Annotated in this window: 22 protein-coding genes; 5 read left to right on the forward strand and 17 right to left on the reverse strand. The window is 65.6% G+C overall.

Translation table 11 applies throughout. The features are described from left to right. Positions 1-16 precede the first annotated feature (16 nt). The 6 genes from LOC59_RS16080 to LOC59_RS16105 all read right to left on the reverse strand — a co-directional run bounded on the left by LOC59_RS16080 (position 17) and on the right by LOC59_RS16105 (position 5532). Positions 17-1030, reverse strand: coding sequence for a cyclase family protein (locus LOC59_RS16080; RefSeq protein ID WP_229973064.1), 1014 nt, complete (start codon positions 1028-1030; stop codon positions 17-19). Then, entirely contained in the window at positions 1027-2004 is a 978-nt protein-coding gene (locus tag LOC59_RS16085; protein ID WP_229973066.1) for a fumarylacetoacetate hydrolase family protein, read from the reverse strand. The genes LOC59_RS16080 and LOC59_RS16085 overlap by 4 nt, the downstream gene beginning before the upstream one ends. Positions 2005-2008: 4 nt before the next feature. Beyond that, positions 2009-3028 carry a VOC family protein gene (locus LOC59_RS16090; protein WP_229973068.1) on the reverse strand — a complete coding sequence of 340 codons (1020 nt, stop codon included), beginning with the start codon at positions 3026-3028 and terminating at the stop codon, positions 2009-2011. A 119-nt stretch (positions 3029-3147) separates the two neighbouring features. Continuing rightward, positions 3148-4035, reverse strand: coding sequence for an Fpg/Nei family DNA glycosylase (locus tag LOC59_RS16095; protein ID WP_227896267.1), 888 nt, complete (start codon positions 4033-4035; stop codon positions 3148-3150). A gap of 72 nt (positions 4036-4107) precedes the next feature. Continuing rightward, the gene (locus tag LOC59_RS16100) at positions 4108-5025 is read right to left on the reverse strand and encodes an RNA polymerase sigma-70 factor (protein WP_227916901.1); all 918 of its coding nucleotides are present in this window, start codon (positions 5023-5025) and stop codon (positions 4108-4110) included. Positions 5026-5148: 123 nt separating this feature from the next. Beyond that, complete coding sequence (locus LOC59_RS16105) at positions 5149-5532, reverse strand: DoxX family protein (RefSeq protein WP_227896269.1); 384 nt, start codon at positions 5530-5532, stop codon at positions 5149-5151. A 249-nt stretch (positions 5533-5781) separates the two neighbouring features. On the opposite strand from LOC59_RS16105, the gene map reads away from it, so the two are divergent. Continuing rightward, a complete protein-coding gene (gene map / locus LOC59_RS16110; protein ID WP_229973070.1) occupies positions 5782-6558 on the forward strand; it encodes a type I methionyl aminopeptidase in 777 nt (258 codons plus the stop codon). Between the two features lie 103 nt (positions 6559-6661). On the opposite strand, the gene LOC59_RS16115 is transcribed toward map, so the two are convergent. Then, positions 6662-8158, reverse strand: a complete 1497-nt coding sequence (locus tag LOC59_RS16115) for a helix-turn-helix transcriptional regulator (RefSeq protein ID WP_227896271.1) — start codon at positions 8156-8158, stop codon at positions 6662-6664. A gap of 147 nt (positions 8159-8305) precedes the next feature. On the opposite strand from LOC59_RS16115, the gene aceA reads away from it, so the two are divergent. From aceA to LOC59_RS16130, 3 genes are all read left to right on the forward strand, one after another. Continuing rightward, a complete protein-coding gene (gene aceA, locus LOC59_RS16120; protein WP_227916903.1) occupies positions 8306-9604 on the forward strand; it encodes an isocitrate lyase in 1299 nt (432 codons plus the stop codon). 143 nt (positions 9605-9747) lie between these two features. Then, the gene (gene aceB, locus LOC59_RS16125; protein WP_227896273.1) at positions 9748-11379 is read left to right on the forward strand and encodes a malate synthase A; all 1632 of its coding nucleotides are present in this window, start codon (positions 9748-9750) and stop codon (positions 11377-11379) included. Positions 11380-11567: 188 nt separating this feature from the next. Next, a complete protein-coding gene (locus LOC59_RS16130) occupies positions 11568-13013 on the forward strand; it encodes an amino acid permease (protein ID WP_229973072.1) in 1446 nt (481 codons plus the stop codon). Here the strand turns inward: LOC59_RS16130 and LOC59_RS16135 are convergent. From LOC59_RS16135 to LOC59_RS16165, 7 genes are all read right to left on the reverse strand, one after another. After that, positions 13010-13375 (reverse strand): VOC family protein, encoded by a 366-nt coding sequence (locus LOC59_RS16135; RefSeq protein WP_227896275.1) that lies wholly within the window; start codon positions 13373-13375, stop codon positions 13010-13012. The genes LOC59_RS16130 and LOC59_RS16135 overlap by 4 nt on opposite strands. 52 nt (positions 13376-13427) lie before the next feature. Beyond that, on the reverse strand, positions 13428-14750 hold the full coding sequence (locus tag LOC59_RS16140; protein WP_229973074.1) for a M1 family metallopeptidase: 1323 nt from the start codon (positions 14748-14750) through the stop codon (positions 13428-13430). Between the two features lie 33 nt (positions 14751-14783). Further along, positions 14784-15011 carry a hypothetical protein gene (locus LOC59_RS16145; protein ID WP_227896277.1) on the reverse strand — a complete coding sequence of 76 codons (228 nt, stop codon included), beginning with the start codon at positions 15009-15011 and terminating at the stop codon, positions 14784-14786. 62 nt (positions 15012-15073) lie between these two features. After that, complete coding sequence (locus LOC59_RS16150) at positions 15074-16075, reverse strand: hypothetical protein (RefSeq protein WP_229973076.1); 1002 nt, start codon at positions 16073-16075, stop codon at positions 15074-15076. Positions 16076-16113: 38 nt separating this feature from the next. Continuing rightward, positions 16114-17364, reverse strand: a complete 1251-nt coding sequence (locus tag LOC59_RS16155) for a heparan-alpha-glucosaminide N-acetyltransferase domain-containing protein (protein ID WP_229973078.1) — start codon at positions 17362-17364, stop codon at positions 16114-16116. Between the two features lie 101 nt (positions 17365-17465). Beyond that, positions 17466-18407, reverse strand: a complete 942-nt coding sequence (gene dapA, locus LOC59_RS16160; RefSeq protein WP_227896280.1) for a 4-hydroxy-tetrahydrodipicolinate synthase — start codon at positions 18405-18407, stop codon at positions 17466-17468. A gap of 9 nt (positions 18408-18416) precedes the next feature. Next, positions 18417-22523 (reverse strand): Pls/PosA family non-ribosomal peptide synthetase, encoded by a 4107-nt coding sequence (locus LOC59_RS16165; protein WP_229973087.1) that lies wholly within the window; start codon positions 22521-22523, stop codon positions 18417-18419. 338 nt (positions 22524-22861) lie between these two features. Here LOC59_RS16165 and LOC59_RS16170 point away from each other — a divergent pair, with 338 nt between their 5' ends. Further along, positions 22862-24061, forward strand: a complete 1200-nt coding sequence (locus tag LOC59_RS16170; RefSeq protein WP_227916910.1) for a heparan-alpha-glucosaminide N-acetyltransferase domain-containing protein — start codon at positions 22862-22864, stop codon at positions 24059-24061. Here the strand turns inward: LOC59_RS16170 and LOC59_RS16175 are convergent. From LOC59_RS16175 to LOC59_RS16185, 3 genes are read right to left on the reverse strand one after another with little or no spacing between them, the layout of a single operon-like run. Next, positions 24033-24884: a 4'-phosphopantetheinyl transferase family protein gene (locus LOC59_RS16175; protein WP_229973097.1), complete on the reverse strand. Its 852-nt coding sequence runs from the start codon at positions 24882-24884 to the stop codon at positions 24033-24035. The genes LOC59_RS16170 and LOC59_RS16175 overlap by 29 nt on opposite strands. 57 nt (positions 24885-24941) lie before the next feature. Continuing rightward, positions 24942-25622 carry a LytR C-terminal domain-containing protein gene (locus LOC59_RS16180; protein WP_229973099.1) on the reverse strand — a complete coding sequence of 227 codons (681 nt, stop codon included), beginning with the start codon at positions 25620-25622 and terminating at the stop codon, positions 24942-24944. Further along, the gene (locus tag LOC59_RS16185; RefSeq protein ID WP_066299736.1) at positions 25615-25914 is read right to left on the reverse strand and encodes a type II toxin-antitoxin system VapB family antitoxin; all 300 of its coding nucleotides are present in this window, start codon (positions 25912-25914) and stop codon (positions 25615-25617) included. The genes LOC59_RS16180 and LOC59_RS16185 overlap by 8 nt, the downstream gene beginning before the upstream one ends. Positions 25915-25971 lie beyond the last annotated feature (57 nt).

Here is a 25971-nt window from a genome sequence, read left to right on the forward strand (position 1 = left end):
TTTTCAGTCAGGCGGGTTATTTCACGGCAATGGGGTTGACCGGTGACCCGACCGCACCGGTGATGGGCAGCGGCGCGGCAGTCAGAAGAAAGTCGTACTGTCCGTCTGTGGCGCAGGATGCGGCAAGTTCCTCGGGGTTCCACATTTCACCCAGGTACAAACCCAGGTTTGGAATAGCAATCTGGTGCAGCGGCTGGAACGCGACGTCGAATTCATTCGGCCGGACTTCGAACCCCCACGTGTCAGTTGCGATTCCGGCTATTTCGCTCATGTGGAGCCAGGGCGCAGTCGAGAAGGAGAGTCCGGGGGCAGATCCTCCGGCATAATCGCCCCAGCCTTGCCGCAGCGTACGGGCATACTGTCCGGTGCGCAGTACTACGACGTCGCCGCGGCGAATATCGGAGCTGGCACCCTGCTTCTTGATCGTTGCCTCGATGTGTTTGGCGGTGATCGCGAATCCGTCCGGCAGCTCGCCCTCGTCGCTGCCCAGTTCCGGTCCAAGCGCCCGTCCGACGTCGAGCAACACCCCGCGTGTGACGATCCGCGCCGCCGCGGTCTGGATACCGGTGATCTGGTCGCCGTCGCTGGTCACGACCTGGCCGGCACGGCGGCCGTTCCAGGCGTTGCCGCGGTCGAAGATGTGGCCAAGTCCATCCCATTGGGTCGAGCATTGCAGCGGCATCGCGATGAAATCATCCGCGCCTCCGATCCCATGCGGAAATCCCTGGTCACCAAACTCCGCGTCGGTACCGGTATCGGTCATGGTGTGCACTGGGTTGGTTCGGCGCCGCCAGCCCTTTTGGGGGCCGTCGGTGTTGAACGGCTGGGAAAGGGAAAACGTCTGCCCGCTGCGGACCAGCTGAGCTGCCTCAACCCGTTTGGCTTCGTCGATGAAATTCAACGTTCCAAGGACATCGTCCGACCCCCAGCGTCCCCAGTTGTTATGCGCCGCAGCCATGGCTTCGACGCTGGCGAGTGTGTTCCCACGCTGGATGGCCACTTCACCGGCCTGGTCGCTGAGTTGAGTCATCGTGCCACCTCGTCTCTGCAGTGGATCAGCTGGGTTCCGAGTCCGGTGATCTGGCCTTCCATCACGTCACCGTCGCGGAGCATCCGCCCCCAATGCGCACCGTTCCCTGATGGGCTTCCGGTCAGGATGAGATCCCGGGGCAGCAGCGGCATCTGGGCGGAAGCATGGGAAACGAGCTGCGCCACGGTGAAGATCATGTCCGCGGTCGATTCCTGCTGCATGATGTCCCCGTTGAGCCGCAGGGTGACCATCAGGTCCTGAGGATCTTCAACGAATTTCGCGGGCAGCACCACGGGCCCGGTGGGCAGGAAACCCGGAGCATTCTTGGACCGGAACCAGTCGCTGCCAATCGCTGGCATGTCCTTGCGGAAGACGAGTTCCCGGGTGGTGATGTCATTGACCATCGTGTAACCGAAGACGTAGTCAAGGGCTTCTTCCGGGGTGACGCGGAAGGCTCGTTGGCCAATCACCGCGGCTACTTCCAGTTCCCAGTCGTGAGTCTGGCTGTAGCCCGGCAGAATGAGGTCATCGGTGGCCGAGGCCATCGCCGTGGGAAGTCCGATGAAGAAATACGGGGTTCCCTCAGCCGCGCGCTTATCCATTACCGCGGCGGTCCGTTCACGGATTTCTTCGTCCGTGCCTTCGCCGTCACGGTGCGCCACGGCCAGATCGATGACGTGCTTGCGATAGTTGGCGCCTGCCTGCAGGATCTGCCGTGGGTGCAGCGGGGCACGCAGCGTGATTTCGGAGCGGGCCCGCCAGCCTGGCGATCCTGTCCCTGCGGACGCCGCGAGCCGATCCAGCTGGGCTTCAGACTTGTCCCAGTGCTCAATAATGTTCTCCACGCTCACCGGCGCGTCCCCGGGGAGGTCCAAGTTGTCAGCCGTCAGCGGAAGGATAAGGCCGGCTGATTCCAGCCCGGCCCGTTCCGTGCCTGTATCCGGGTCTTCAAAGGTCAGGAGGGAGTAGGCCACGAGGCTAGCCTTGTCCATGCTCGGCGTAGGGGTTCAGCAGTGCCTTCTTCATTTCATCCGACGCTCCTTCTTCCGTCGCAGTGAATCCGTCCGCGAGCGGAAAGGACTCTGTCATGGAATGCGGCATTGATCCGTTGCGGTAGAAATTGTTCGACCCAAGGGAAGGCTTCCAGGTCTTGGCCTCCCAATCCGGCACGTAGTTGCGGTATCCGCCGGAATTCAGCTCAACACGCAGGCCGCTGGGTTCACGGAAGTACAGGAAATTCTGTTCCCCAATGCCGTGAATGGAGGGACCGTACTCCATCGGCGTGCCGTTCTCCATGAGTACGTCGGCGGTTCGCAGCAGATCCTCATGGGTGTCTACCCAGAAGGCAATGTGGTTTACCCGCCCGGCGCGGTCCGAAGTATCCATGACGACCCCCAGGTCGTGGGACTTCTCGTTGGTGGTCAGTACGGAAAAGACAGTGATCGGCGCTTCATCCAGAGTGGTAAATGCCATGATCCGGAAGCCCAGGGCGCGGTTGTACCAGTCGGCGAAACCGCGCACGTCGCTGGCTGCGATGGTCACGTGGTCCAGGAAGCGGGGGGCGGCGGCATGACTGCTGCGGCGTTCAGGCCGGTCCGGGTAGGAGGATTCGAAGCCGGGGTCTGCCGTGTAGTTCTCCACCTCGTAGAAGAGCTTCATGCGATGCCCGTAGGGACCGGTGAACTGGTAGGCCTTCCCATGGGCGTGCCCTCCGGCGACCCATTCACCCTGTACGCCGGCTGCCTCGATGCTTGCAGCCGCAGCTTCGAGCGCTTCCGCGGACGCAGTGCGCCAGGCCATGTTCGCCAGAGACGGTTCGGCACCGGGACGTATCACCAGGCTGTAGCGGTAGTAGTCGCCCCAGCAGCGCAGATAGGACGCGCCGTCGATCGAGTCGACCTGCCGCATGCCGAATTTTTCCACGTAGAAACGGGCAGAAGCTTCGACATCAGGGCTGGTGATTTCCAGGTGAGCCAGATGGGAGAGGAGTCGTTCCACGGGCGTTCTTCCATTCGTTAGTTGCTGAGTGGTTCAGCTCTAACTGTGATCGCCGTCATATATTCGAGGAAGACGTTATTTACTATGTGAGGTATCCGCCAAGCGGATAACCGGGGCTCCTATTTCAGCAGTTTGGACAGCCGGCGGTCGGCCAGGAGTTTCCCGCCGGTCTGGCAGGTGGGGCAGTACTGCAGCGACGAGTCGGCGAAGGACACTTCACGCACGGTATCCCCGCACACCGGACACAGTTCCCCGGTCCTGGCGTGCACCCGCAGGGCCCGGCGTTTGGAGTCCTTCAGCTCCGCGGCAGGGCGGCCGGACGCGTTCTCGATTGCCGACTCCAAAACGGCACCCATGGCCTGGTACAGGCGTTCGACTTCCTCAGGAGTCAGCTTCGAGGCGTTGGCGAACGGCGAGAGATGCGCGGCGTGCAGGATCTCGTCGCTGTAGGCGTTGCCGACTCCCGCGATGACCGACTGGTCCCGCAGCAGGCCCTTGATCTGCCCGCGGTGGCCGGCGACCAGGGCCGCAAAAGTCTCCTGGTCGACGTCGAACGCTTCCGGTCCCAGCCGCGCGATCCCTGGCACTTCCTCCACGTCCCGGACCACATAGACCGCCAGGGACTTCTTGGTGCCGGCCTCGGTGAGATCGAAGCCGGGTTCATCTCCGGCGGGATCCTGCGGGGCGAACCGCACGCGCAGTGCCATGGCACCCTTGCCCGGACGCAGCCTGCCGGGCTTCAGCGCATCGGAGAAGCGCAGCCATCCCGCCTTGGCCAGATGAATCACCAGGTGAACGCCGCCGGCAGTGATGATGAGGAACTTGCCGCGGCGGCCGACGGCGGTCACCGGCCCGTCCTTCAAGGCATCCAGCGGAACCTCGGCGGTCTTCAGTACAGAGAAGGACAGCACTTCGACGTCGGACACCACTGCGGGCGGGGCGTCCACCGGCAGCAGCTTTGACCGCAGGAAGTCGGCGAGTCCCTGCACTTCGGGCATCTCGGGCATGGGTACACCCTAGGCGAAACCGATTTTCCGAACCAGCTCCTCTCCGGCTGATGATCCAGGCAGTCCGACAGGTCAGCTGTCCCCCGGATGCCGGAATTCACGGTCGAGGGCCCAAGCATCCGCCACCGGGCCCAGATGCCCCAGCTTGTCCGGATTGACGACCGATCGGATGGCCTGGATCTGCCCGTCGAGGATATCCAGCACCATCGTGTTGAGCACCAGGCCGTTCCGGTCCCGGACGATCGCGCCGGGTTGTCCATTGATCCGGTGCTGTTCGATGGTGACCTCCAGCCGGACCAGGCGGGGGAAGGCGGAGGCGAGCAGGCGGGCCACGTTTTCGGCACCGATGACCGGCCGGGCCAACTGCGGTGCCTTGCCGCCGCCGTCGCCGACCATCGACACTTCGGCGGCGAGTACCGCCTGCAGGCCGGCGACGTCCCCGTCGCTAAGGGCAGCAAAGAAACGGGACGCCAGTTCCGATTGCTCGGCCCGGTCCGCCGCGAAACGCGGCTTCCCGGCGGCCATATGGTCCCTCGCCCTGACCGCCAATTGGCGGCAGGCTGTCTCCGAACGCCCCACGGCAGACGCAACCTCTGCGTAGTCGACGTCGAAGACCTCCCTCAGGACGAAGACCGCCCGTTCCAGCGGGCTGAGGCGTTCCAGCAGCAGCAGGGCGGCCAGGGATACCGATTCAGCCAGTTCTGCCATCCGCTCGGGGTCCTCATACGGATCATCCACCAGAGGTTCCGGGAGCCATGCGCCGACGTATTCCTCCCTTCGGACCCGTGCCGAACGCAGTACGTCGATCGATCCCCGGGTCACCGCAGCAGACAGGAAAGACTTGGCCGAGCGGGGTTCCCCGGGGTAGGCCACATACCGCAGCCAGGTATCCTGCAGCACGTCCTCGGCCTCGCTCACGCTGCCCAGCATCCGGTAGGCGATCGAAAACAGCAGCGGCCGAAGCTCCAGGAACTCTTCGGTCCGGCCCACCGAAACCCCTTTCCGTGACGGTGCCTCCCGTGCCCGCGGCACCGCTGATTGACCACCATCCTCCGCTCCGGGGCAGCACCTGACAAGGCACTTGAGCACCTCCGCAGTACCGCAGGACTCTTCTCAGGCGGTAAACGATTCCGGCCCGAACCGGCCCCAGGCGATGAAGGCCGCCAGAGCCAAATACGCCAGGTTGAGGAGCACCAACGCGCTCTCACCGCGCCGGCCGTGCGTCATCATCGCCCCGATCATCAGCAGGACCCAGCAGCCTGCAGTCACCGGCACCAGAATGGGTGCAACGCCGGTGACTGCCGGCAGGATCAGACCCGCTGCAGCCAGGATTTCAAGGACGCCCAGGGTCCGAAGGAATCCGACGCTGACATCGGCAGTCCATCCCCCTCCCTTGGCCGCGGCAAGCCTGGCCTGTGGCACGAACAGCTTGGTTAGGCCGGCGGCGAGCGCGATGGCGGCAAGCAGCACGGCGGCAATCCACAGTGTGAGGTTCATGATCAGCTCCTTGATGGGGAATACCTACATCAAGGAAGACGTCACAGGCTCCGTTCCTGTGACATTCCCCGCAGGGCATGTCACAGGAACACTCCACGGGAGCGGGCGGCGCGTCGTTCGGGCAGCAGCTTTCACCGCAGGAAGTCGGAGAGTCCCTGCACTTCTGGCATCGTGGGCATGCCTCACCCTCACACGTTCTGCCAGAATGCAGAACAGACGCCGAATTCTCCTGCCCCCGAAAGGCACCACATGATCGAAATCCTGAACGCAGCGGAAGCGGCAAAGGCCCGGGTCACCGGCCGGCTCGTGGCGGACATCCTTCAGGCCATGAAGAAGCGGACAACCGTCGGCACGAACCTGCTGGACATCGATCAGTGGACGGGCGACATGATTCGGGATGCGGGTGCAACGTCCTGCTACATCGACTATGAGCCGTCCTTCGGCCGCGGACCCTTCGGGCACTACATCTGCACCGGGGTGAACGACGCCGTGCTGCACGGCCTGCCCCACGACTACCAGCTGAAGGACGGGGACCTGCTCAGCCTGGACCTTGCCGTCTCCAAGGACGGAATCGCGGCTGACTCCGCGATCAGCTTTCTTGTCGGAGACATTAAACCGTCCGGCAGCATCGAAATGATCAGGGCCACCGAAAAGGCGCTGGCAGCCGGAATTGCCGCAGCTCGCCCGGGAGCACGCATCGGCGACCTCTCACACGCGATCGGCACGGTACTGAGCGACGCCGGCTATCCGGTGAACACCGAATTCGGCGGCCACGGCATCGGCTCCACCATGCACCAGGACCCGCACATTCCCAACACCGGCCGCCCCGGGCGCGGCTACGTCCTCACGCCCGGCCTGATGCTGGCCCTGGAACCGTGGGTTATGGCCGACACGGACCAGCTCACCTTCGACGCGGACGGCTGGACGCTGCGCAGCTCAACGGGTGCCCGCAGTGCGCACAGCGAGCACACCATCATCATCACGGACGACGGCGCCGAGATCGTCACCCTGCCTACGCCGTCGTAATCCCCGCCCCCCGCCTCCCGCCGAGAGGCCAGTTACGGCTCTTTTCGCGCCTGAAACGAGCCGTAACTGGCCTCTCGGTGGGTGGGGCGGGCGGCAGGACGGGTCAGTCCCCCGCGTGCGCCTGCAGGAAGCTGTAGACCTCGGTCTCGTCCACGCCGGGGAACGCGCCCGGCGGCAGGGCGGCCAGGAGGTGCGAGTGTGCCCGGGCGCTCGGCCAGGCCATGCCGGACCATTCCGATGCCAGCTCCGCCGGCGGCGTCCGGCAGCAGTCTGGATCCGGGCAGCGGGACTTGGAACGTTCGGTGGTGTCCCGGCCGCGGAACCACTTCACGTGCGCGTACGGCACGCCGATGCTCAGCGAGAACAGGCCGCCGGAGCTTCGTTCTGTCCGCGCAGTGCACCAGAAGGTGCCGGCCGGGGTGTCGGTGTACTGGTTGTAGGCGCTGAACTTATCCGGCACCGAGAAAACTTCGCGTGAGGTCCAGTAGCGGCAAATCGGCTGGCCCTCGATAGCTCCGGTGTGGTCGGAAGGGAACGTCACACCGTCGTTCTCATAGGCCTTATAGACAATGCCGCTCTCATGCACTTTCTGGAAGTGCGTGCGAATGCCCAGGTGCTCGGTGGCGAGGTTGGTGAACCGGTGCGCCGCGGTCTCATAGGAAACGGCGAAGGCGTCACGGATGTCCTCGACGGCGATTTCCTTGGCCGTCTTGGCGCGCTGCAGGAACTCCACAGTGGCCTTTTCCGGCAGCAGCAGGGCAGCAGCGAAGTAGTTCGTGGCGACCCGCTGGCTGAGGAACTCCCCGTAGCTGCTGGGCGTCTGGTGGTCCAGCACGTAGTGCCCGAGCGCCTGGAGCAGCACCGAGCGCGGATCGTGTTCGGAGCGCTGGGACTGGGTCAGGTAGATCCGCTTGTTCTTGAGGTCCGTCACGGACCGCGTGGAGTGCGGCAGGTCGGAAACGTGGTGCAGGCTGAAGCCGAGATGGGCGGCAATGTCCGCGATGACGTGCTGGGACAGCGGACCGTTGGTGTGGCCCACGGAGTCCAAAACCTTTTGTGCGGCTTGCTCATACTCCGGGAAGTAGTTGTTCCGCTCGCGCATCATGACCCGCAGTTCACCATTGGCGCGGCGGGCTTCCTCCGGCGTTGCCACCTGCTCGTTGAGCCGGCGCTCGAGTTCGGACTGCAGCCCGACCAGGGATTCGAGCACGTCAAGCGGCAAACGCGAAGAAATGCGGACTTTCGGCAGGCCCAGGGATTGGTACAGCGGTCCGCGCTGGGCCCGTTCCAACTCGATTTCCAGGGCTGCCCGGCGGCTCGGCGGCTCGGACCCCAGCAGCTGGTCGATGCTCACGTCCAGTGCTTTCGCCAGGGACTGCAGCATCCCGAGTTTCGGCTCGCGCTTGCCGTTTTCGAGCAGGGAAAGCTGCGAAGCCACAGTCCCGACGGCGGCCCCCAGGTCATCGAGCGTCATGCCCTTGGCCTTGCGCAGGTGGCGCACCCGGCGGCCCAGGCTGATCACGTCGAGCGAGGAGCCCGAGGCGCCGTCGTCGTCCGTTTTGCCGGCAGGAAGGGGCCGGTTCCATGTTGCACTGGTCACAAATTCACAATATGCGAAGAACTGCGTTTCTTTCCATAGAAGACCTCTAGAAAGGGGGTTGTTTTTGCCCGAGTGTTGATTGCACAGCAAGGAAATGCCGGATTCACGCACCACCGGCTCGCACCGCAAACCGAGGAGATGTTTGGCATGACGCAGGAACAGAGCACAGCACGCACCGCAGAGCAGCTCGCCCAGGATTGGGCCACCGATCCCCGCTGGGAAGGCATTGAGCGCGATTACACTGCCGAAGACGTCGTCAAGCTCCGTGGCCGCGTCCAGGAAGAGCACACGCTGGCCCGCCGCGGCGCCGAGAAGCTGTGGGACCAGCTCCGCAACGCCGGGGACGAGGGCTACACCAACGCACTCGGTGCCCTGACCGGCAACCAGGCCGTGCAGCAGGTCAAGGCCGGCCTGAAGGCCATCTACCTCTCCGGCTGGCAGGTTGCAGCCGACGCGAACAATTCCGGCCACACCTACCCGGACCAGTCGCTCTACCCGGCCAACTCGGTTCCGACCGTTGTCCGCCGCATCAACAACGCCCTGCTCCGCGCAGACCAGATCGAGTTCGCCGAGGGCATCCAGTCCGTGGATGACTACCTGGTGCCGATCGTGGCTGACGCCGAGGCCGGCTTCGGCGGTCCGCTGAATGCCTACGAGCTGATGAAGTCCATGATCCAGGCCGGCGCCTCGGGCGTTCACTGGGAAGACCAGCTCGCCTCGGAGAAGAAGTGCGGCCACCTCGGCGGCAAGGTGCTGATCCCCACCAGCCAGCACATCCGCACCCTGAACGCTGCGCGCCTGGCAGCCGACGTCGCCGGCACGCCCAGCGTGGTGATCGCCCGGACCGACGCCGAGGCAGCCACGCTGATTACGTCCGACGTCGACGAGCGGGACCAGGAGTTCATCACTGGCGAGCGCACCGCGGAAGGCTTCTACAAGGTCCGCAACGGCATTGAGCCCTGCATCGCCCGTGCCAAGGCCTACGCACCGTACTCCGACCTCATCTGGATGGAGACCGGCACCCCGGACCTGGAAATGGCCCGCAAGTTCGCCGAAGCTGTCCGCTCCGAATTCCCGGACCAGATGCTGGCGTACAACTGCTCCCCGTCCTTCAACTGGAAGAAGCACCTGGACGACGACACCATCGCCAAGTTCCAGCGCGAACTCGGTGCCATGGGCTTCAAGTTCCAGTTCATCACCCTGGCCGGCTTCCACGCCCTGAACTACTCCATGTTCGATCTTGCCCACGGCTACGCCCGCAACGGCATGAGCGCCTACGTGGAACTGCAGGAGAAGGAATTCGGCTCCGAAGACCGCGGCTACACCGCTACCCGCCACCAGCGCGAAGTCGGCACCGGCTACTTCGACGCCATCGCCACCGCCCTCAACCCTGAGGGCAGCACCCTGGCCCTGGCCGGATCCACCGAGACCGCCCAGTTCCACTAAACCGCGTCACCCCTCATCCCTTCCCTCTCCGCCGAGAGGCCAGTTACGGCTCGTTTCAGCCCTGAAAACAGCCGTAACTGCCCTTTCGGCGGGAGGAGGGGCGGAGGAACCCCAAACTTTTGAAAGATGCCAAGGAGCACGCCATGAACGATCCCATCACCCTGAACGGTATTTCCCTCACCGCTTCGCCGGTCCGCCGGCAGGAGGAAATCCTCACCCCGCAGGCCCTGGACTTCGTCAAGGCGCTGCACCAGGCGACCCACACCCGCCGCCAGGAACTGCTGCAGCAGCGGCAGGCACGCCGGCAGAAGATCTCCAACGGCGCCGACCCGGCGTTCCTGCCCGAAACCCGCCACATCCGCGAAGACGATTCCTGGCGTGTGGCCACCACGGCCCCCGGCCTGGAAGACCGCCGCGTGGAAATCACCGGTCCGGTGGACCGCAAGATGACCATCAACGCCCTGAACTCCGGCGCCAAGGTGTGGCTCGCGGACATGGAGGACTCCTCCACGCCGTCGTGGTCCAACGTGATCAACGGCCAGCTGAACCTGCGCGATGCCCTGGACTACCGCCTGTCCTTCACCTCGCCCGAGGGCAAGGAGTACAAGGTCAGCGGCGCTCGGCTGACGGAACTGCCCACCATTGTGGTCCGTCCCCGCGGCTGGCACCTGCCCGAGAAGCACATGCTGGTGAACAACACCCCGATCGCCGGCGGAATCGTGGACTTCGGCCTCTACTTCTTCCACAACGCCCACCGCCTGATCGCCGAAGGCCGCGGCCCGTACTTCTACCTGCCGAAGATCGAGAACCACCTCGAGGCCCGCCTGTGGAACGACATCTTCATCCTGGCCCAGGACCTGCTCGGCATCCCGCAGGGCACCATCCGCGCCACCGTGCTGATCGAAACCATCACCGCAGCGTTCGAGATGGAAGAGATCCTCTACGAGCTGCGCGACCACGCCGCAGGCCTGAACGCCGGCCGCTGGGACTACATCTTCTCGGTGATCAAGAACTTCCGCACGCGCGGTCCGCGCTTCATCCTCCCGGACCGCGGCATGGTCACCATGACCGCTCCGTTCATGCGCTCCTACACCGAGCAGCTGGTCCGTGCCTGCCACCGCCGCGGCGCCCACGCCATCGGCGGCATGGCTGCCTTCATTCCCAACCGCAAGGACAAGGCAGCGAACGACGTCGCCATGGAGCGGGTGCGCGCTGACAAGACCCGCGAAGTGACCGACGGATTCGACGGCTCCTGGGTGGCGCACCCGGACCTGGTACCGGTGGCCATGGAGGTGTTCGACGGCGTGCTCGGCGAGCGTCCGAACCAGCTGGACCGCTCCCGGGAGGACGTCATCCCCAACGACAAGGAACTGCTGAACATCGCAGCGACTCCGGGCGTGATCACCGAGGCCGGTATCCGCAGCAACATCGAGGTGGGGATCCGCTACATCGAGTCCTGGCTGCGCGGCAACGGCGCAGCTGCGATCAACAACCTCATGGAGGACGCAGCCACGGCCGAGATTTCCCGGTCCCAGGTCTGGCAGTGGATCCATTCCTCCGCCGTGACGGACGAGGGCGACATCGTGACCCCGCACTGGGTCCAGGAGCTGCTGGAAGAAGAGTTCGGCAAGCTGGAGCGCTTCGACGGTGACCGCTTCGAAGATGCGCTGGAAATCTTCGAGGAAGTCGCCTGCGGCGAACACTTCCCGACCTTCCTGACCGTTCCGGCCTACGCACGGTTCCTGCACGAATCCCGTGAGCCGGCGGTTGCCTAAGTCCTGAGTTCCGGCTGGCGGCGGGGCTGGATGCGAAAGCGTCCGGCCCCGCCGCTTGCCGTTTAAAGCGTGCCGTTGTGGCAGATACCACTCACGGCCGAGTCCGCTTCCCGGCAGCGCAGGCGCCGGGAGGCGTACCATTGATTGGCCGCCGCTGCGGCTAATCCCCCACTTCAAGGTGTTTCTCCATGTCTTCCTTTGGCCAAGCGCTGGCCCGCGGACTGAACGTCCGGCACATCCGTTTCATGGCACTTGGCTCCGCTATTGGCACGGGCCTGTTCTACGGATCCGCCGCAGCCATCCAGGCTGCCGGTCCCGCAGTGCTCCTGGCCTACATCATTGGCGGGGCGGCGGTGTTCCTGGTCATGCGGGCACTCGGCGAGATGGCCGTGCGGCACCCGGTGTCCGGTTCCTTCGGGCACTACGCCAGCCGTTACCTGGGCCCGTTCGCCGGGTTCATCACCGGCTGGACCTTCGCGTTTGAGATGGCGATCGTCGCTATTGCGGACGTGACGGCCTTTGGGATCTACATGGGGTTCTGGTTTCCGGAGGTTCCGCGCTGGATCTGGATCCTCGCCGTCATCTTCCTGATCGCCGCACTGAACCTGATGCGGGTCAAGGTTTTCGGCGAGACCGAGTTCTGGCTTTCCATCGTCAAGGTCTCGGCAATCATCGCCATGATCGCCGGCGGCGCCGCGATCATCGTCTTCGGTTTCGGCCTGCCGGATGCGGCTAATCCCGGCCTGGACACCCTCCTGGGATCCGGCGGCTTCTTCGCCAACGGGATCTGGGGCGTGCTGGCGTCCTTTGCCGTGGTGATGTTCGCGTTCGGCGGCATCGAGACCATTGGTATTACCGCAGGAGAAGCCGAAAACCCGAAGAAGGCCATTCCCGCCGCAATCAACACCGTCCCGGTCCGCATCCTGCTGTTCTACGTTGGCGCGCTCTCCGTGCTGATGATGATTTTCCCGTGGGAGCAGATCGACGGCGAGACCAGCCCCTTTGTACAGATCTTCGACGCCCTGGGCATTCCGGCCGCCGCACACATCCTCAACGCGGTGGTGATCACCGCGGCGATCTCGGCCATCAACTCGGATACCTTCGGTGCCGGCCGGATGATGTTCGCCCTCGCCCGGCAGGGCCAGGCACCGGCGGGCTTCGCCCGCATCTCCCGGCACGGCGTTCCCTGGATGACCGTGGCCGTGATGGCCGCAGTCCTGCTTGTCGGCGTCGTGCTTAATGCCCTGCTGCCCGAGTCCCTCTTCCTGCTGATCGCTTCGATCGCGACCTTTGCCACCGTATGGGTGTGGCTGATGATCCTGCTCTCCCACATTGCGATGAAACGGGAAATCAAGCGCCAGGGCCTGCCGGCATCAGAATTCGGCGTCCCGTTCTGGCCGGTTGCTTCCTACGCCGCCCTGGGCTTCATGGTCTTCATTGTGGCGCTGCTGGGGATCATGCCGGATACCCGGGTCGCCCTGATCGTCGGCGTGGTCTGGATCGGATTGCTCTTTGTGGCCTACCGGCTTTGGGTACGCGGTCCCGGCCGGGAACGCGCCGTGCTGGCAGATGAGACGGGTGTGTACAGCGAGAACAACGACGTCGCTGCCAAGGCGCCGGCACCGGCCGGTTAGTCTCCCCAGCAGAGGCAGAACGGGTGGCCGGCCGGATCGGCATAGACCTGGAAGCCGTGCGCGGCTTTCGGATCCGGGGAAACCTGGAGCAAGCTCGCGCCCAGCGCCATCGCCTCGGCGTGAGCTTCATCCAGGTCCTCGATCATCAGGTCCAGATGCAGCTGTTGCGGCTGTCCGTCCGGCCACTGCGGCGGGATATGGTTCGGGGCGAGCTGAACGCCGAGGACTTCCTGGCCGTCTACCCGGATGGTGTGCCAGTCATCTTCAGCCTCGACCGTTCCGCCCAGCAGGGAGGCCCAGAAGGTACTTTCTGTGTGAAGGTCCGGGGCATCGAAAACAAGTACCTGCCTGATGATCTCCATGCCGGGGATCATGCCACGGTTCTCCCCGGAGGTAAACGGGTGTGCTGATCCGCTACGGCCGCGGCAGGGCAGTTTCAGCCAGCCACGGTGCCAGCAGGGCGGCAGGCACCGTGCGGGTATTCGCATAGGCCCGGCCTGCCAGCGCCAGGAAGTCCGCCGTCGTGGCATTGCCGTGCCGGAAGGTATCCGTCCAGGAGCGCAGGAGGCCGAAGAACACCGCGTCGGGCCCGGCCCGCCGCAGCGTATGCAGTGCCAGCGCTCCCCGCACGTAGACGACGTCGTCGAACATCCTTTCCGGACCGGGATCGGCGAGGCGCAGGTCCTGCGGGCATCCCGCCAGCCGGCGGCGGGCCTTGCGGGCCTCCTCGTCCGCCGTGTGCTGGCCGGATTCCTCAGCCCACAGCCACTCGGCGTAGGTGGCAAACCCTTCGTGCAGCCAGATGTCCTGCCAGTCGCCGGCCGTTACTGAGTTTCCGAACCACTGGTGTGCCAGTTCGTGCGCCAGCAGGCTCCTGGACTTATTGCCCAGGTGATTGCGCCCGAGGACGGTGAGGGTCTGGGCTTCCAGCGGGATCTCGAGCTTGTCAGCGGTCACCACCACGGTGTAGCCGGCGAACGGGTAGGGCCCAAACCACCGCTCGAAGGCTGCCATCATCCGCTCATGTCCGGCCAGGGCTTTCCGGGCTTTCGGCAAGAGTGAATCCGGTGCAACGAGGACCTCCCGCCGGCCGATGGCAGCCTGTTCATAGCGGCCGATCTGCACGGTGGCCAGGTAGGAGGCCATTGGTTCGGCCTGTTCGAAGGTCCAGGTGCTGCGTGCACCGTTCTGAACCCGGGAAAGGCAGACTCCGTTGGCGACCACGCGGTAGCCGGCATCGGCCGTAACCGTGATCCGGTAGGAGGCTTTGTCCGCAGGGCGGTCGTTGCAGGGAAACCATGTGGGGGCGCCCGCAGGCTGGCCGGCGACCAGCACACCGTCGCCCAGCTCTTCCCATCCGATAGTTCCCCAGGGTCCGTCCAGCGGCTGCGGCTGCCCGGCGTAGGTGATCCGCAGGGACATCACAGCGCCCCGGGACACGGCGCCGGGAAGCAGGATCCGCATGTGATGGCTGCTGCGGACGAAGGGAACCGCAGCACCTGAGAGCTCCGCCCTGATCACCGTGAGGTGCGGGCCAAGGTCCAGGACGACGTCGGCGAGTGGCTCGGCGGCGACGGCGAGCAGCGTGGCGATGGCCTCGAGGCGGTTCGAGTCGACGTCATAATCCAGTTCCAGCTCATAGCGGGAGACCGAGTACTGGGGATGCCCGTGGCCGGGCACGTAGTTCTGCCCGGTACCCGAGCCGGGGGTGGAAGAGGCAGGAATGACGGCGCGCATGGGCGCTGATCCTGCCAGCTGGAACCGCTTTTGTCAGCCGTGGGTTTTTGCCTGGGCTGCGGTTCGCTGCCAGCGGGCACGGACCTCAACGGGCAATTCGTTCCAAGGCGGAGCGGGAGGCATCCACAATCCGGGGAGCAGCTTCATCCGTTCTTCATACAGCGCTTTGCCCGCAGCGAATCCCGCGTCGAGGTCTGCCTGGCCTTCGATGTTCCGCCGACCGGTTTCAGACCTGTCACCGAAGCTGTTCCCGCCCGCCATAGTCCCCAGTTTATCGGCAGCTCTGCAGCCAGACAGGCCGCACCCTGCAACTGCCTCCCGAGCTAACGGATTGCAGCCTCTTCTTCGGCCTCGGCGCGGGGGCTCTGCTCAGGGCGGGCACGGGAGCCTCGGAGCTTGGCTGCCACATAGGTGATGAAGAGCGCCAGGGAGAACACGCCGACGGCGTACGGTTCCCAGTCCGGTTCCGCCGCTGCGTCCTCTGCCTCGCGCTGGGCCGCGGCCCGCTGTTCGGCTGCACGCTTTTCCGCTGCCTCGTCTTCGGCTGCACGCTCAGCCGTCAGTGCGTCCGACCGAACGGTTGAAGCGAGAAAGACGTCGTCCTGGATTCCCATGACCATCCGGTCCCCCGGCACCGCCGTCTTCAAGAACTTCGTCACCGTTGCCAGGTCCGTGGAGATGCAGCCCCAGGTCTCGGCGTTGCCGGCATGCAGGAAGATCGCGAAGGACGCCCCCTGCGTGACGGGCATATCCGGGGGCCGGTTCCAATTGATTACTGCAGCCTGTTCGTAGAGCCCGCTCTGCATGTAGCGCCAGAGGTTCTCATCAGCCTGGCCGCCCTCTCCCTCGAAGTACTGGTTGTAGGTTCGCCCTTCCTCGCCTCCCCAGCGCGAGTGCTCATTCACCTGGTAATACTTCAGTTCCGTTCCAGGGTCTTCCCGTCCCAGTGCCTCGGTCACCGTAAACGATCCCGTGGGAGAGAAGAGAGTGTTTTCCCACATGCGTCCCCGGGGAGCAAACCCGTTCCGGCCGGCGAAACCGGTCCGCTGCCATTCTTGCCGGTAACTCCCATCCCCCTCTTGCACACAGCTGGTGAGCAGGACAGCAGTACTCCCGTAAGCGGCGGCAGTGGCGAAGGTGACCCGGGCAGAACCGCCGACGGCGAACTTCACTTCCCCTGCCGTCAGCCGTTCACAGGGATTGGGCGAAACCCCGGGTACCGGCGACACCTGTCCAGCGTCGGGCGCCGGGGCGGCCGGGGCACCGTGCTCTGACGCATGGAGCGGCGCCGTCCCCGTCAGGACCAGCGCCGCTGCCATCGGCAAGACCGCTCTTCTGTGCCGTATCCGGTGCGCGGCGGGGGTCACCGGTGCTGCCCAGGCGGATCGGTATCCTGCAGGCCAGCCCGATGCCGGCTGCCCCTGTTGCGCAGGCGTGGCGGCACCGGTTCCTCCTGCGGCGACGGCAACGTGTCTCCGGAACGGTGCTGTTTCCTGGACAATACCGCAGCCCGGACGCGGGATACCGCCGCCGAGACCAGCCGTTCCAACGGGCCCTGTCCCATCCTGGGACGCCAGAGCAGGGCGAAGGCCGCTGCCAGTCCGATATGCAGGAGAAGGGCAAGCCACGGGAGACCGGTGAGCAGTCCCGTAGCCAGCAGGAGCAGGTGGGCACTGTAGAGCGTGAGCGTCATGGTCCCCATTGCGGCCAGGGGTGCCAGGAACCGCTCAATCCGGGGGCCAACGAGCAGCAGGAGTGCCAGCAGCGCAGCCGAGAGGCCGATCGTGTTCAGGATGACCACGGGAGTACTTGAATAGGGAGCCAGCCCGGCCAGCCACCACCACGAATCCGTGGGCAGCGTGGGGTCCGGTCCCCAGACGAGGATGTCGTAGACCGCTTCCGCACCGGTGCTGCCGCCGCCGTTCAGCTCTTCCAGGGCGCTGCGTCCTCCGGCGGGGCCAAGCAGGAAGGCGGAAACCAAGGTGGTCAGCAGGGCCAGTCCGCACCCGCTCGCAAGGAGTCCCGACTGGACCTTGCGGCTGCGCAGGTCCAAGCGTCCGATCGCCAGCCCGGCGCAGATGTATGCCATCCACGGCAGCGCGGGGTAGGTCCCGGTGAGCAGGAGCTGCGGGACCTGTGCGCCGAAGTCCGTGAACAGGCCTGTGAGGGTCGGCTGTCCGGGCGGGGGTTCGGGCAGGTAGTCCCGCAGCCCCTGCATGATGAAGGGGAACACCAGGGCCACCGCCGCGGCCAGCACCGTCAGCGACCGGGCAGAGAGCCGCAGCAGCGGTAAGGCCAGCAGGAACATGACCCCGTAGTAGGCCAGGATCACCTGGGCCATGATGTCCAGGTAGCCCAGCAGGAGGCCGATGCCCAGGATGATTGCGGCGCGCACGGCGATCCCGGCGCGGGCCGCCGACAGGCGGTCGCCGTCGAGCCGCCGGGCTCCTCCGGAGCTCAGGGCCAGGGACAGTCCGGCGAGGAGCGCAAACAGTGCGACGCCGCGCCCGGCGAAGGCAGACCAGACGAGCGTCGGCGCAAACTCGTCGTTCCACGCGGGGAGGATGTGGATGGCGATCATGGCCAGCAAGGCAACCCCGCGGGCAGCGTCCACCCCGGACAGCCTGTCCTTGCGTGCCGTCTGTCCGCCGGTGACCTGAGGCCGCCCGGCGGCATGCTTATGGTTTGACCTGTTCCGAGGGCCCTGGTCTGCGGTCATTGGACCGGCACCGGCTCAGGCAGCAGGCCTGAACTGTGCACGTCCTGCAGAAAGCGCTCCAGTTCGGCCTGCGTGAGGTCAACCAGCGGCAGCCGCACCGGACCGGACGGCAGGCCGAGCCGGTTCAGCATTGCCTTGACGGAGGCCGCCCCCGGGCAGCGGAACGTGCCCGCGTAGGTCGGCAGCAGGCGGCGATGGGTATCCAGTGCCTCTCCGACCCGTCCCGCCGAGTACGCCGACAAAAGCGCACGAAGTTCCCGTGCGGCAAAGTGGCCGACCACCGAAACGAATCCGGACGCTCCGACCGAAAGCAGCGGCAAGTTGAGCGCATCGTCGCCGGAGTAGTACACCAGCCCCGTCTCGGCGATGACCCGGGACGTGGATTCCAGGTCGCCTTTGGCGTCCTTGACGGCGACGATGCGGGGATGCTGCGCCGCGGCTGCCAAAGTCTCCTCGCTGATCGCGACGCCGGTCCGCTTCGGGATGTCGTAGAGCATCACGGGCAAGTCGGTGCTGTCAGCCACCGCGAGGAAGTGCCGCAGCAGGCCGGCCTGCGAGGGCCGAGAGTAATAGGGTGCGACCACCAGCAGGCCATCGGCGTACTGGTCAGCTGCTTCCTGGGCGAGCGTGATGCTGTGTGCCGTGTCGCCGGAGCCCACCCCGGCGATCACCTTGCGCCCGGTCCCCTGCAACGCCATGGATGCCGCATGGATCATGGACGCCTTCTCCCAGTTCGACGTCGCAAAGGATTCTCCGGTAGTGCCGTTGACTACCACTCCGTCATTGAATCCGTCCCGGCAGAGCCACCGGGCGAGGTCCCCCGCACCGGCCTGGTCCAGCTTGCCTGCTGTGGTGAACGGCGTCACCATGGCCGTCAGGATGCGTCCAAACGCGATTTCGGCGAGCTGCGACTTGGCGGTCTGTGCTGGGCTGAACATCTTTCTCTCCTATCGTGAAGGCGTCACGGCACGGCGGCGGCCATGCGTCCGGCGGGCGTTGCCGTGGGGAACGGCGTCCCGGTGCACGGGAGCAGCAGCGGATGTCGCTGACGCATCCCAGTGGGTCAGTGGGTTCCCGTACCAGGTGCTGTGCGCCGGGACGCTCTCTTCACGCATCACCAACGAACAGCAGCCTACGGTGGCCCCCTCTTCGATGGCGCTGCCCGGCAGCACAATGCTGTTGGGACCCAGGGTGGCCCCGGCACCGATCCGCACACGGTCCAGCCGCATGATGCGGTCATGGAAGAGGTGCGTCTGCAGGACAGTGCCGCGGTTGATGCTGGCTCCGCTGCCGATTTCGATGAGGTCGAACTCCGGCAGCCACCACGTCTCGCACCAGACCCCCCGGCCAATATCTGCGCCCATCCAGCGCAGCCAGGCGTTGAGCATGGGCGTGCCAAGGGACATCCGCACCAGGCCGGGGACAGCGAGCGATTCCGAGAAGACATCAGCCAGTTCGTTGCGCCAGACGAAGGAACTCCAGAGCGGATGTTCGGAGGTCCGGAACTGGCCAAGCAGCAGCCATTTGGCCATGATCGCTGTCAGGCACGCCACAATGCCGCTGAACAGCAGGATCGGACCGGAAAGGAGCACTGCCGGAAGCAGCCCTGCGGTCTCGGAGATGACTGCCAGTACGTAAACGGTGGCGAGCGCCAGCCAAACGGTAAGTACGGCTGGAATGAGGCGGCACGTCTCGACGGCCGCACGGGCCAGGCGCAGCTTCATTGGCGGCTCATAGGTCCGCGAGGAATCGCCCTCTTCGACCGGGCGTGGCAGCTCCACCGGCGGCCGGCCAAACCAGGAGGAGTTCTCCGGCATGTCCCTGGGCGCCGATGAGAGGACGGCGATGAGTGCGTTATCCGGCACCGCCGTATCTGCTCCCACAATGCCTGAGTTCCCGACGAAGGATTTCTCACCCACCGAGGTTGGACCCAGGTGCAGCCATCCTTGCCGGACACGCGCCGCCGAAACCATCGAATGGTCTGCCAGGAAGGAGCGGTCTCCCACTGACGTCAGGTGCGGAATGGTCTCCACCGTGGAGATCTCGGCGTTTTTGCCCACCTTGGCGCCCAGCCATTCCATCCAGACCGGCGTCAGCAGTCCTGCGTACAGCGGATACATGGAAATGAGGCTCTTGGCCAGCAACTGGTTGGACAGCCATGCGGCCCAGCCGGCACTGCTGTCGAGCCGGTGGATTCCGGGCGGGAGCAGGGAGGCCAGCATCCTGACCGAGAAGATGGTGAGCGCCAGGTAGGTTCCCATGGTCAGCACCACGAACACGGGGGCCCAGAGTGCCAGTTCCAGAAGCGCCGGACCCAGCTGCTCCGCATCCTGCAGGAGCAGGAGCACCAGCATCGACCCCGGGAGGATGGCCAGAAACGTCATCACCGTCATCCATCCCAGGCCTGCTGCGTAGAGCAGCTTGACCGGGATGGAAGATTCCTGGTTCGCAGCCGCGGCACGCGGCCAGCCTTCTCCGGACGAGCCCACGTATTCCATGGGCGATCCCGACCATTTTTCCCCGGGGGGAACGACGCCGGAGACGAACGTTCCGGGTTCAACCTCGGCGCCTGCGCCCACCTGGGCATTTCCCATAACGGTTGAGCGGGCACCGACCCGGCTGTTCTCTCCAATCCGCACGTGTCCGATGTGCAGCACATGGCCGTCCAGCCAGTGCCCTGCCAGATCGGCTTCATACTCGACGGCCGCACCGTCCTCGATCTCCGCCAGGCCTGTGACCGGAGGCATGGCTTCGAGGTGGACGCCGGAGCCAATGCCGCAGCCCAGTGCGCGGGCGTACCAGATGCCCATCGGCGTGCCCATGATCGGTTCAAGCTTCGCGTAGGTGACGATCCGTTCCGCAGCCCACAGGCGCAGGTGCGTTCCGCCGCCCCGGGCATAGACACCCGGCCGGATCCGGAAGAGCAGCGCCCGGCAGGCCAGGACTGCTCCGAACATGCGGGCCGGAAGGCTGTACAGCACCACCCAGGCTGCCAGCAGGGGAAGCAGCGGAGGATCCGGCGTCCACGGCGTGGCGAGGACATTGCTCATCACCCAGCACACAAGCGCAATACCGGTGACGTAGCGCAGGCCGGTGATTCCGTACAGGCCGGCGATCAGGGGTGCCTGCACCAGTCCGGTCCACCAGGGGGTGGCCGGGACCTGGCGCTTCGCAGCGCCGTCGTCCGTAGTTTCACGGAGCCTGGCGGCCATTGCCGTCAGGGAGGGGTGTGCGTAAATGTCTGCGATTGAGACCTTGGGGTAGCGCTCCCGGAGCGCTGATACCAGCTGCGCTGCTGCAAGGCTCGCTCCGCCAAGGGCAAAAAAGTCGCTGTCCTTGGTGAGCTGCTGGGGCCCGAGCAGGTCCGTCCAGCGCTGGGCCAGCCAGCGCAGGTCCGCGTTCAGCTCAACCTCGACGTCCAGCTGCTGTTCCACCGCTGTCTCCGGCACGCTCAGGGCCTTGCGGTCCACTTTGCCGGAAGTCTTCATGGGAAGTTCAGCGATGATCCGAAGGGTAGGGACCAAAGTTGCGGGCAGGTGGATGCTCAGGTGTTCCCGGGCTGCCGCCAGATCGACGCTCCCTTCCTCGGATTCGACGAGGAAGCCGACCAGGACTTCATTGCCGCTGGCAGTGGTCTGGACCGCGGCGGCCGCGCTGGCAACACCCGGAAGGGATGCCAGTGCGGTGTCGATTTCGCCGAGTTCCACCCGCCGGCCGGCAAGCTTGACCTGTTCATCCAGGCGGCCGGCGAAGACCAGCCCCTCCCGGTCAGCCCGGACCCTGTCGCCGCTGCGGTAGGCGCGGTTCCAGCCGAGCGAGGGCAGCGGGGCGTACTTCTCGGCGTTGATGCCCGGATCGAGATAACGCGCCAGTCCGACGCCGCCAATCACCAGTTCGCCCTCCTCACCCCAAGGCACGGGGTTGCCGTCGGGATCGACGACGGCAAGGTCCCAGCCTTCGATCGGCAGGCCGATGCGGACCGGGGTCGATCCGTCCAGGGGAGCCGCGCAGGCAATGACTGTTGCTTCTGTGGGTCCGTAGGTGTTCCAGACTTCCCGGCCCGGACCGGAGAGCCGGGTGCCGAGTTCCGGCGGGCAGGCTTCGCCGCCGAAGATCAGCAGGCGGATCCGGCTCACGGTTTCCGCCGGCCAGACCGAGGCAAGGGTTGGCACGGTGGAAACGGCGGTGATCCGGCGTTCTTCCAGCCACGGCCCAAGGTCGATGATGGACCGCACCACTGACCGCGGGGCTGGAACCAGGCAGGCACCGTGCGCCCAGGCAAGCCACATTTCCTCACACGAAGCATCGAAGGCTACAGAGAGTCCTGCCAGGACCCGGTCACCGGGGCTCAGCGGCGCGTCTACGCAGTAGAGCCGGGATTCAGCGTCGACCAGTGCGGCCGCAGAGCGGTGGGTGACGGCAACACCCTTGGGCTTGCCGGTGGACCCGGAGGTGAAGATGATCCACGCATCGTCTTCGGGGTGGGGAGCCGGTCCGTTGCCCCGGATGGGCACTCCCTGCCGGATGGCCAGCTGGAGGCCCTCACCGATCACGGCGCAGACGCCGCCTTCTTCCCAGACGGTTTCCGCCCGTCCGGCTGGTTCATCGGCGTCCACCGGAACATAGGCCGCACCGGAAACCAGCACTCCGAGGATGGCGACGTAGAGATCGGCCGACCCGGACGGGACAAGGATGCCCACCCGGTCGCCGGCGCCGATGCTGGCCGACCACAGTTTGCGCGCAAGGGCCTGGACACGTTCTTCCAGCTCGGAATAGGTGAGCGGATCGGTACCGTCATCGAGGGCGGGCGCGGAGGGGTAAGCGGCTGCGGAGTGGTTGAAGATGTCGACGAGGGTCCGCTGTTCCGTTGCGGGCCCTCCGTAGTAGACGGCGCGGTCGGGCGCGAGGACCGTGCGGCTGAACACCTGGACCTTCTCGCCGGCAGTCCCGCGGCTCTGCGGCTTCGTGCGGGCGGGATCGCCGCCGGCATGGTCTGCTGGCCGTCCTCCTTTCGCTGTTCTCAGGTTTTCGGACCGGTCTTCGGACAAAGTCATGGGACGTTCTCTCTGATGGCAACTCGTTCTTCTGCAACGGCCACCTGCCGTCTCCCTGGAGGAGCGACTGCGGCAGCCTGAAGAAGGCTAGATATGCCATTGCCTGATAGCCATGAGTACCGGGGCGGGCCAATATCACTCGGATACGCGGGGACCGTGCGAGGAATTACCGGTACGCTACCCGTTCGTCTCTGAACTGCTCTGTGGTATTGCTGTTCACAGGGATTTCCCAGCTTTCGCCTAGACAGTGCACAGCCAGCACTGGTTCCGTCGGGAGTCCTGGTGAGGGGCTCCGTGTCAGGGGACCCCGGCAGCCTGGCTGTTACAGAAGAGGACCGATGAGCGCTCCGGGTATCACCAAGAAAGTAAGGTTCACGGGCATTGACGCGGCCCGCGGGATCGCGCTGGTCGGCATGATGGCTATTCACCTGCTCCCGGCGGTGTCGGAGGATGGGGGGCCGTCCCTGGCATGGACATTGTTCGCCGGAAAGTCAGCGGCTTTGTTCGCCCTGCTGGCCGGGGTGGGGCTGGCCTTGTCTTCGGGCGGCACCCAGCCAAGAACCGGCCGTGCGCTGACGGCAGCCCGTTACGGAACGGCAGTGAGGGCCGGCGCCGTGACCTGCCTGGGACTGGCCATTGCCTACGTAGACATGCCCGCGTTCATCATCCTGGCCTACTACGGCGTCATGTTCCTGCTCGCGGTTCCCCTGCTGGGCATGTCGGCACGTGCCCTGTTCGCGGCCGCCGCGGTGTTCGCGGTGCTTGGTCCGGTGCTGATGCAGCTGCTCCGAGGGAGCCTGCCTGAACCCGGCTTCGATCCCACGTTCACGGACCTGCTCACCGATCCGTGGCAGCTGGCAACCCAGTTGCTGGTCACGGGAACGTATCCGGCTATCCCGTGGATGGCGTACATCTGTGCGGGGATGGCGATCGGCCGGCTCCGGCTTGGTGAGTGGAAGACGCAGTCAGCCGTTCTCGCTGCCGGACTCGGGACCGCCGTCGCGGCCGCACTGACCTCGGCGCTGGTGCTCGGACCGTTGGGCGGACTGCAGCGAATCACAGAGGCCACACCCTTCCTGGACGCCCAGGCGATCCAGGAAGTCTTGGTCTGGGGCCCGGAAGAGCATCTCTCCACCTCTAGCTTCTGGTGGTTCGGCATCCTGGCTCCGCACTCGACGACTCCGCTCGACCTCGTCTACACCATCGGAGTTGCCGCGGCGGTGCTTGGCGCCATGCTGCTGCTGGGTCACGCCGCCGGACGCTACCTGCTTCCCCTGACTGCGGCGGGGAGCATGACGCTGACGCTGTACTGCCTCCACCTGCTGGTGCTGGGCTCGGGCTTCTACGAAGATGAACCGGAACTTTCCTACGCGCTGCAGGTCGCAGCCGTGATTGCGTTTGCTTTGATCTGGCGCACCGTCCGGCGCCAGGGCCCGCTCGAGGAACTCATTGCGAAGGCTGTAAGCGGCACACGGCGGAGCGTGCTCGCCCGCGGCGGACCAGTACGCGCTACGGAAAACGGGTCTGGCTCCACCTGACCTGCCGGATCGCCAGTTTCCCGGAAGCCAGCTCTCCGGCACCGGGAACGGCCGCCGCTGCCAGCGTTCCCTCCGGCAGGCCCAAGGCCGGCGCATCCAGATCAACAACCCGCAGCACCGCGCCGCTAGCGGGCACGCGCACTGTTTCCAGGTCTCCGGCCTCGATCTGCTGGGGCGGGATCCGCAGTCCGTCCCCGGTAGCCTTCAGGATGGCCTCCTTCCTGGCCCAGAGCCGGGCCCGCGCCGCAGGACGGCTGGCAGCAGCCAACGCCTGGATGTTTCGCTTCTCCCGCTCCGTGGCGATCACATCGTCAAGGGAAGGCAGGTCGAAGCCGCTGACTTCGGCGGCGTCGACGCCGACAGGCGCTGTGCCGAAGGCGGCAGCAAGGATCCTGTTTCCGGCGCGGCTGAAGCTGAAGAAGAAACCGGACGGCCCGCCGCTGACGGAGTAGTGCGGGGTGCCATGGCTTAGTCCGGACTCATTGCCGCACGAACTGCAGCGGTACTCAGCCGCCACCTCGGCGAGCGGTGCACCCGCGACTTCGGCCACGAACCGGCGGGCTGCATAGCGTCCCGCCAGGAACCGGAAGCGGGCGGCGGCCGCGGTGAACGCAGCTGCCCGGCGGAGTTCCGCAGGGGTCAGGGACGGGTCCTCCGGCCCGGGGCTGTCCAGGGGCAGGGCGGCCAGCAGCAGTGTGGCGGGCGGGGCTGTGCCGCTGGGCGAGGCTGTGCCAGCGGGCGGGGCTGTCCCAGCGGGCGGGGCGGTGCCAGCGGGCAGGGCCGTGCCGTTGGGGTGTGCAGTCCCTAAGTGTCCAGGTTTCATCCCGGCGCAGGGTACCGGCCAAACCGCCGGATGGGAATGAGTCCTGGGACTGCTGGGTTAGCCGGCCTCGCCCGACGGAGCCTCGCTCTGCCAAGGACAGGTGATCGGCCCCGGAGGCGCTGCCTGTGCCTTCTCAACCGGCACCAGGGAGTCGTAGGCGGATCCGACGACAACGTCGACCGAGGCATCTTCGCGGTCGTCCTGGATGTACTGGGTCCCGGGGATCTGCTGCTGGAGCGTGAAGGCGGCGGATTCGCCGGTGGGGCCGGAGAGGATGATCGCCGTCATACCTTCCCGGTTGACGGTGCTGTTACCGACTGTCTCCACCACGAAGCCGCGCTCCTTGAGCGCTTCGGCCACTTCCCCGGCCAGACCGGGAGTCGCCGTCGTGTTGTAGACATTGACGGTCACGGTGTCCGGTGACTGATACAGGTATGGCCCGGCCGGACAGCCTGTTTCGACCGGCTCGCGGGGCGCCGCCTGGGGAAGCGCGATCCAGCCCGACGTGATGCCCTGGGCTACGACCGCAGCAGCGATCAACACGGTGATCAGCAGTCCCAGGACGATGCCGTGGAAGGCGCGCTTCCGCTTGGACCGGCGTGCGGCGCTTTCATCGCCGTCGTCATCAAAAACGGCTCCCAGGTCACGTTCGGTGACGATCCGGTGGCCATGCCACTCCTCCTGGTCGCCCTTCGCCTGAGCGCCGTCGCGTTGCCCTCGAGGGGGCTGGTTAGTCATCGATCACCAGCACGCGGGCGTGCAGGATGGTGCGCTGGTGAAGCGCGGTCCTTACTGCGCGGTGCAGTCCGTCTTCCAGGTACATCGTTCCCCTCCATTGCACGACATGCGGGAAAAGGTCTCCAAAGAAGGTGGAATCCTCGGCCAGGAGTGCACCGAGATCCAGCGTGGCTTTTGTCGTCACCAGCTCGTCCAACCGGACCTGCCGGGGAGGTACCGCTGCCCAATCCTTGGGTGTTACGTATCCATGGTCAGGGTAGGGGCGCACATCGCCGACAGCTTTGAAGATCACTAATCCAGAGTAGAGAAGTTCAGCATCCAAGGAAACAGGACTCCCCGGCAACAAGCC

This window comes from Arthrobacter sp. zg-Y916, from assembly GCF_020907385.1.
In the GTDB taxonomy this organism is placed as follows: domain Bacteria; phylum Actinomycetota; class Actinomycetes; order Actinomycetales; family Micrococcaceae; genus Arthrobacter_B; species Arthrobacter_B caoxuetaonis.

Bases quoted from the DNA above. Each gene is read 5' to 3' on its own strand.
- LOC59_RS16175 (WP_229973097.1), bottom strand. From the start codon at position 24,884: ATGAAACCTGGACACTTAGGGACTGCACACCCCAACGGCACGGCCCTG.
- aceA (WP_227916903.1), top strand. From the start codon at position 8,306: ATGACGCAGGAACAGAGCACAGCACGCACCGCAGAGCAGCTCGCCCAG.
- LOC59_RS16145 (WP_227896277.1), bottom strand. From the start codon at position 15,011: ATGGCGGGCGGGAACAGCTTCGGTGACAGGTCTGAAACCGGTCGGCGG.
- LOC59_RS16105 (WP_227896269.1), bottom strand. From the start codon at position 5,532: ATGAACCTCACACTGTGGATTGCCGCCGTGCTGCTTGCCGCCATCGCG.
- dapA (WP_227896280.1), bottom strand. From the start codon at position 18,407: ATGTTCAGCCCAGCACAGACCGCCAAGTCGCAGCTCGCCGAAATCGCG.
- LOC59_RS16080 (WP_229973064.1), bottom strand. From the start codon at position 1,030: ATGACTCAACTCAGCGACCAGGCCGGTGAAGTGGCCATCCAGCGTGGG.
- LOC59_RS16170 (WP_227916910.1), top strand. From the start codon at position 22,862: ATGAGCGCTCCGGGTATCACCAAGAAAGTAAGGTTCACGGGCATTGAC.
- LOC59_RS16095 (WP_227896267.1), bottom strand. From the start codon at position 4,035: ATGCCCGAGATGCCCGAAGTGCAGGGACTCGCCGACTTCCTGCGGTCA.
- LOC59_RS16140 (WP_229973074.1), bottom strand. From the start codon at position 14,750: ATGCGCGCCGTCATTCCTGCCTCTTCCACCCCCGGCTCGGGTACCGGG.
- LOC59_RS16130 (WP_229973072.1), top strand. From the start codon at position 11,568: ATGTCTTCCTTTGGCCAAGCGCTGGCCCGCGGACTGAACGTCCGGCAC.
- LOC59_RS16135 (WP_227896275.1), bottom strand. From the start codon at position 13,375: ATGGAGATCATCAGGCAGGTACTTGTTTTCGATGCCCCGGACCTTCAC.
- LOC59_RS16165 (WP_229973087.1), bottom strand. From the start codon at position 22,523: ATGACTTTGTCCGAAGACCGGTCCGAAAACCTGAGAACAGCGAAAGGA.
- aceB (WP_227896273.1), top strand. From the start codon at position 9,748: ATGAACGATCCCATCACCCTGAACGGTATTTCCCTCACCGCTTCGCCG.
- map (WP_229973070.1), top strand. From the start codon at position 5,782: ATGATCGAAATCCTGAACGCAGCGGAAGCGGCAAAGGCCCGGGTCACC.
- LOC59_RS16180 (WP_229973099.1), bottom strand. From the start codon at position 25,622: ATGACTAACCAGCCCCCTCGAGGGCAACGCGACGGCGCTCAGGCGAAG.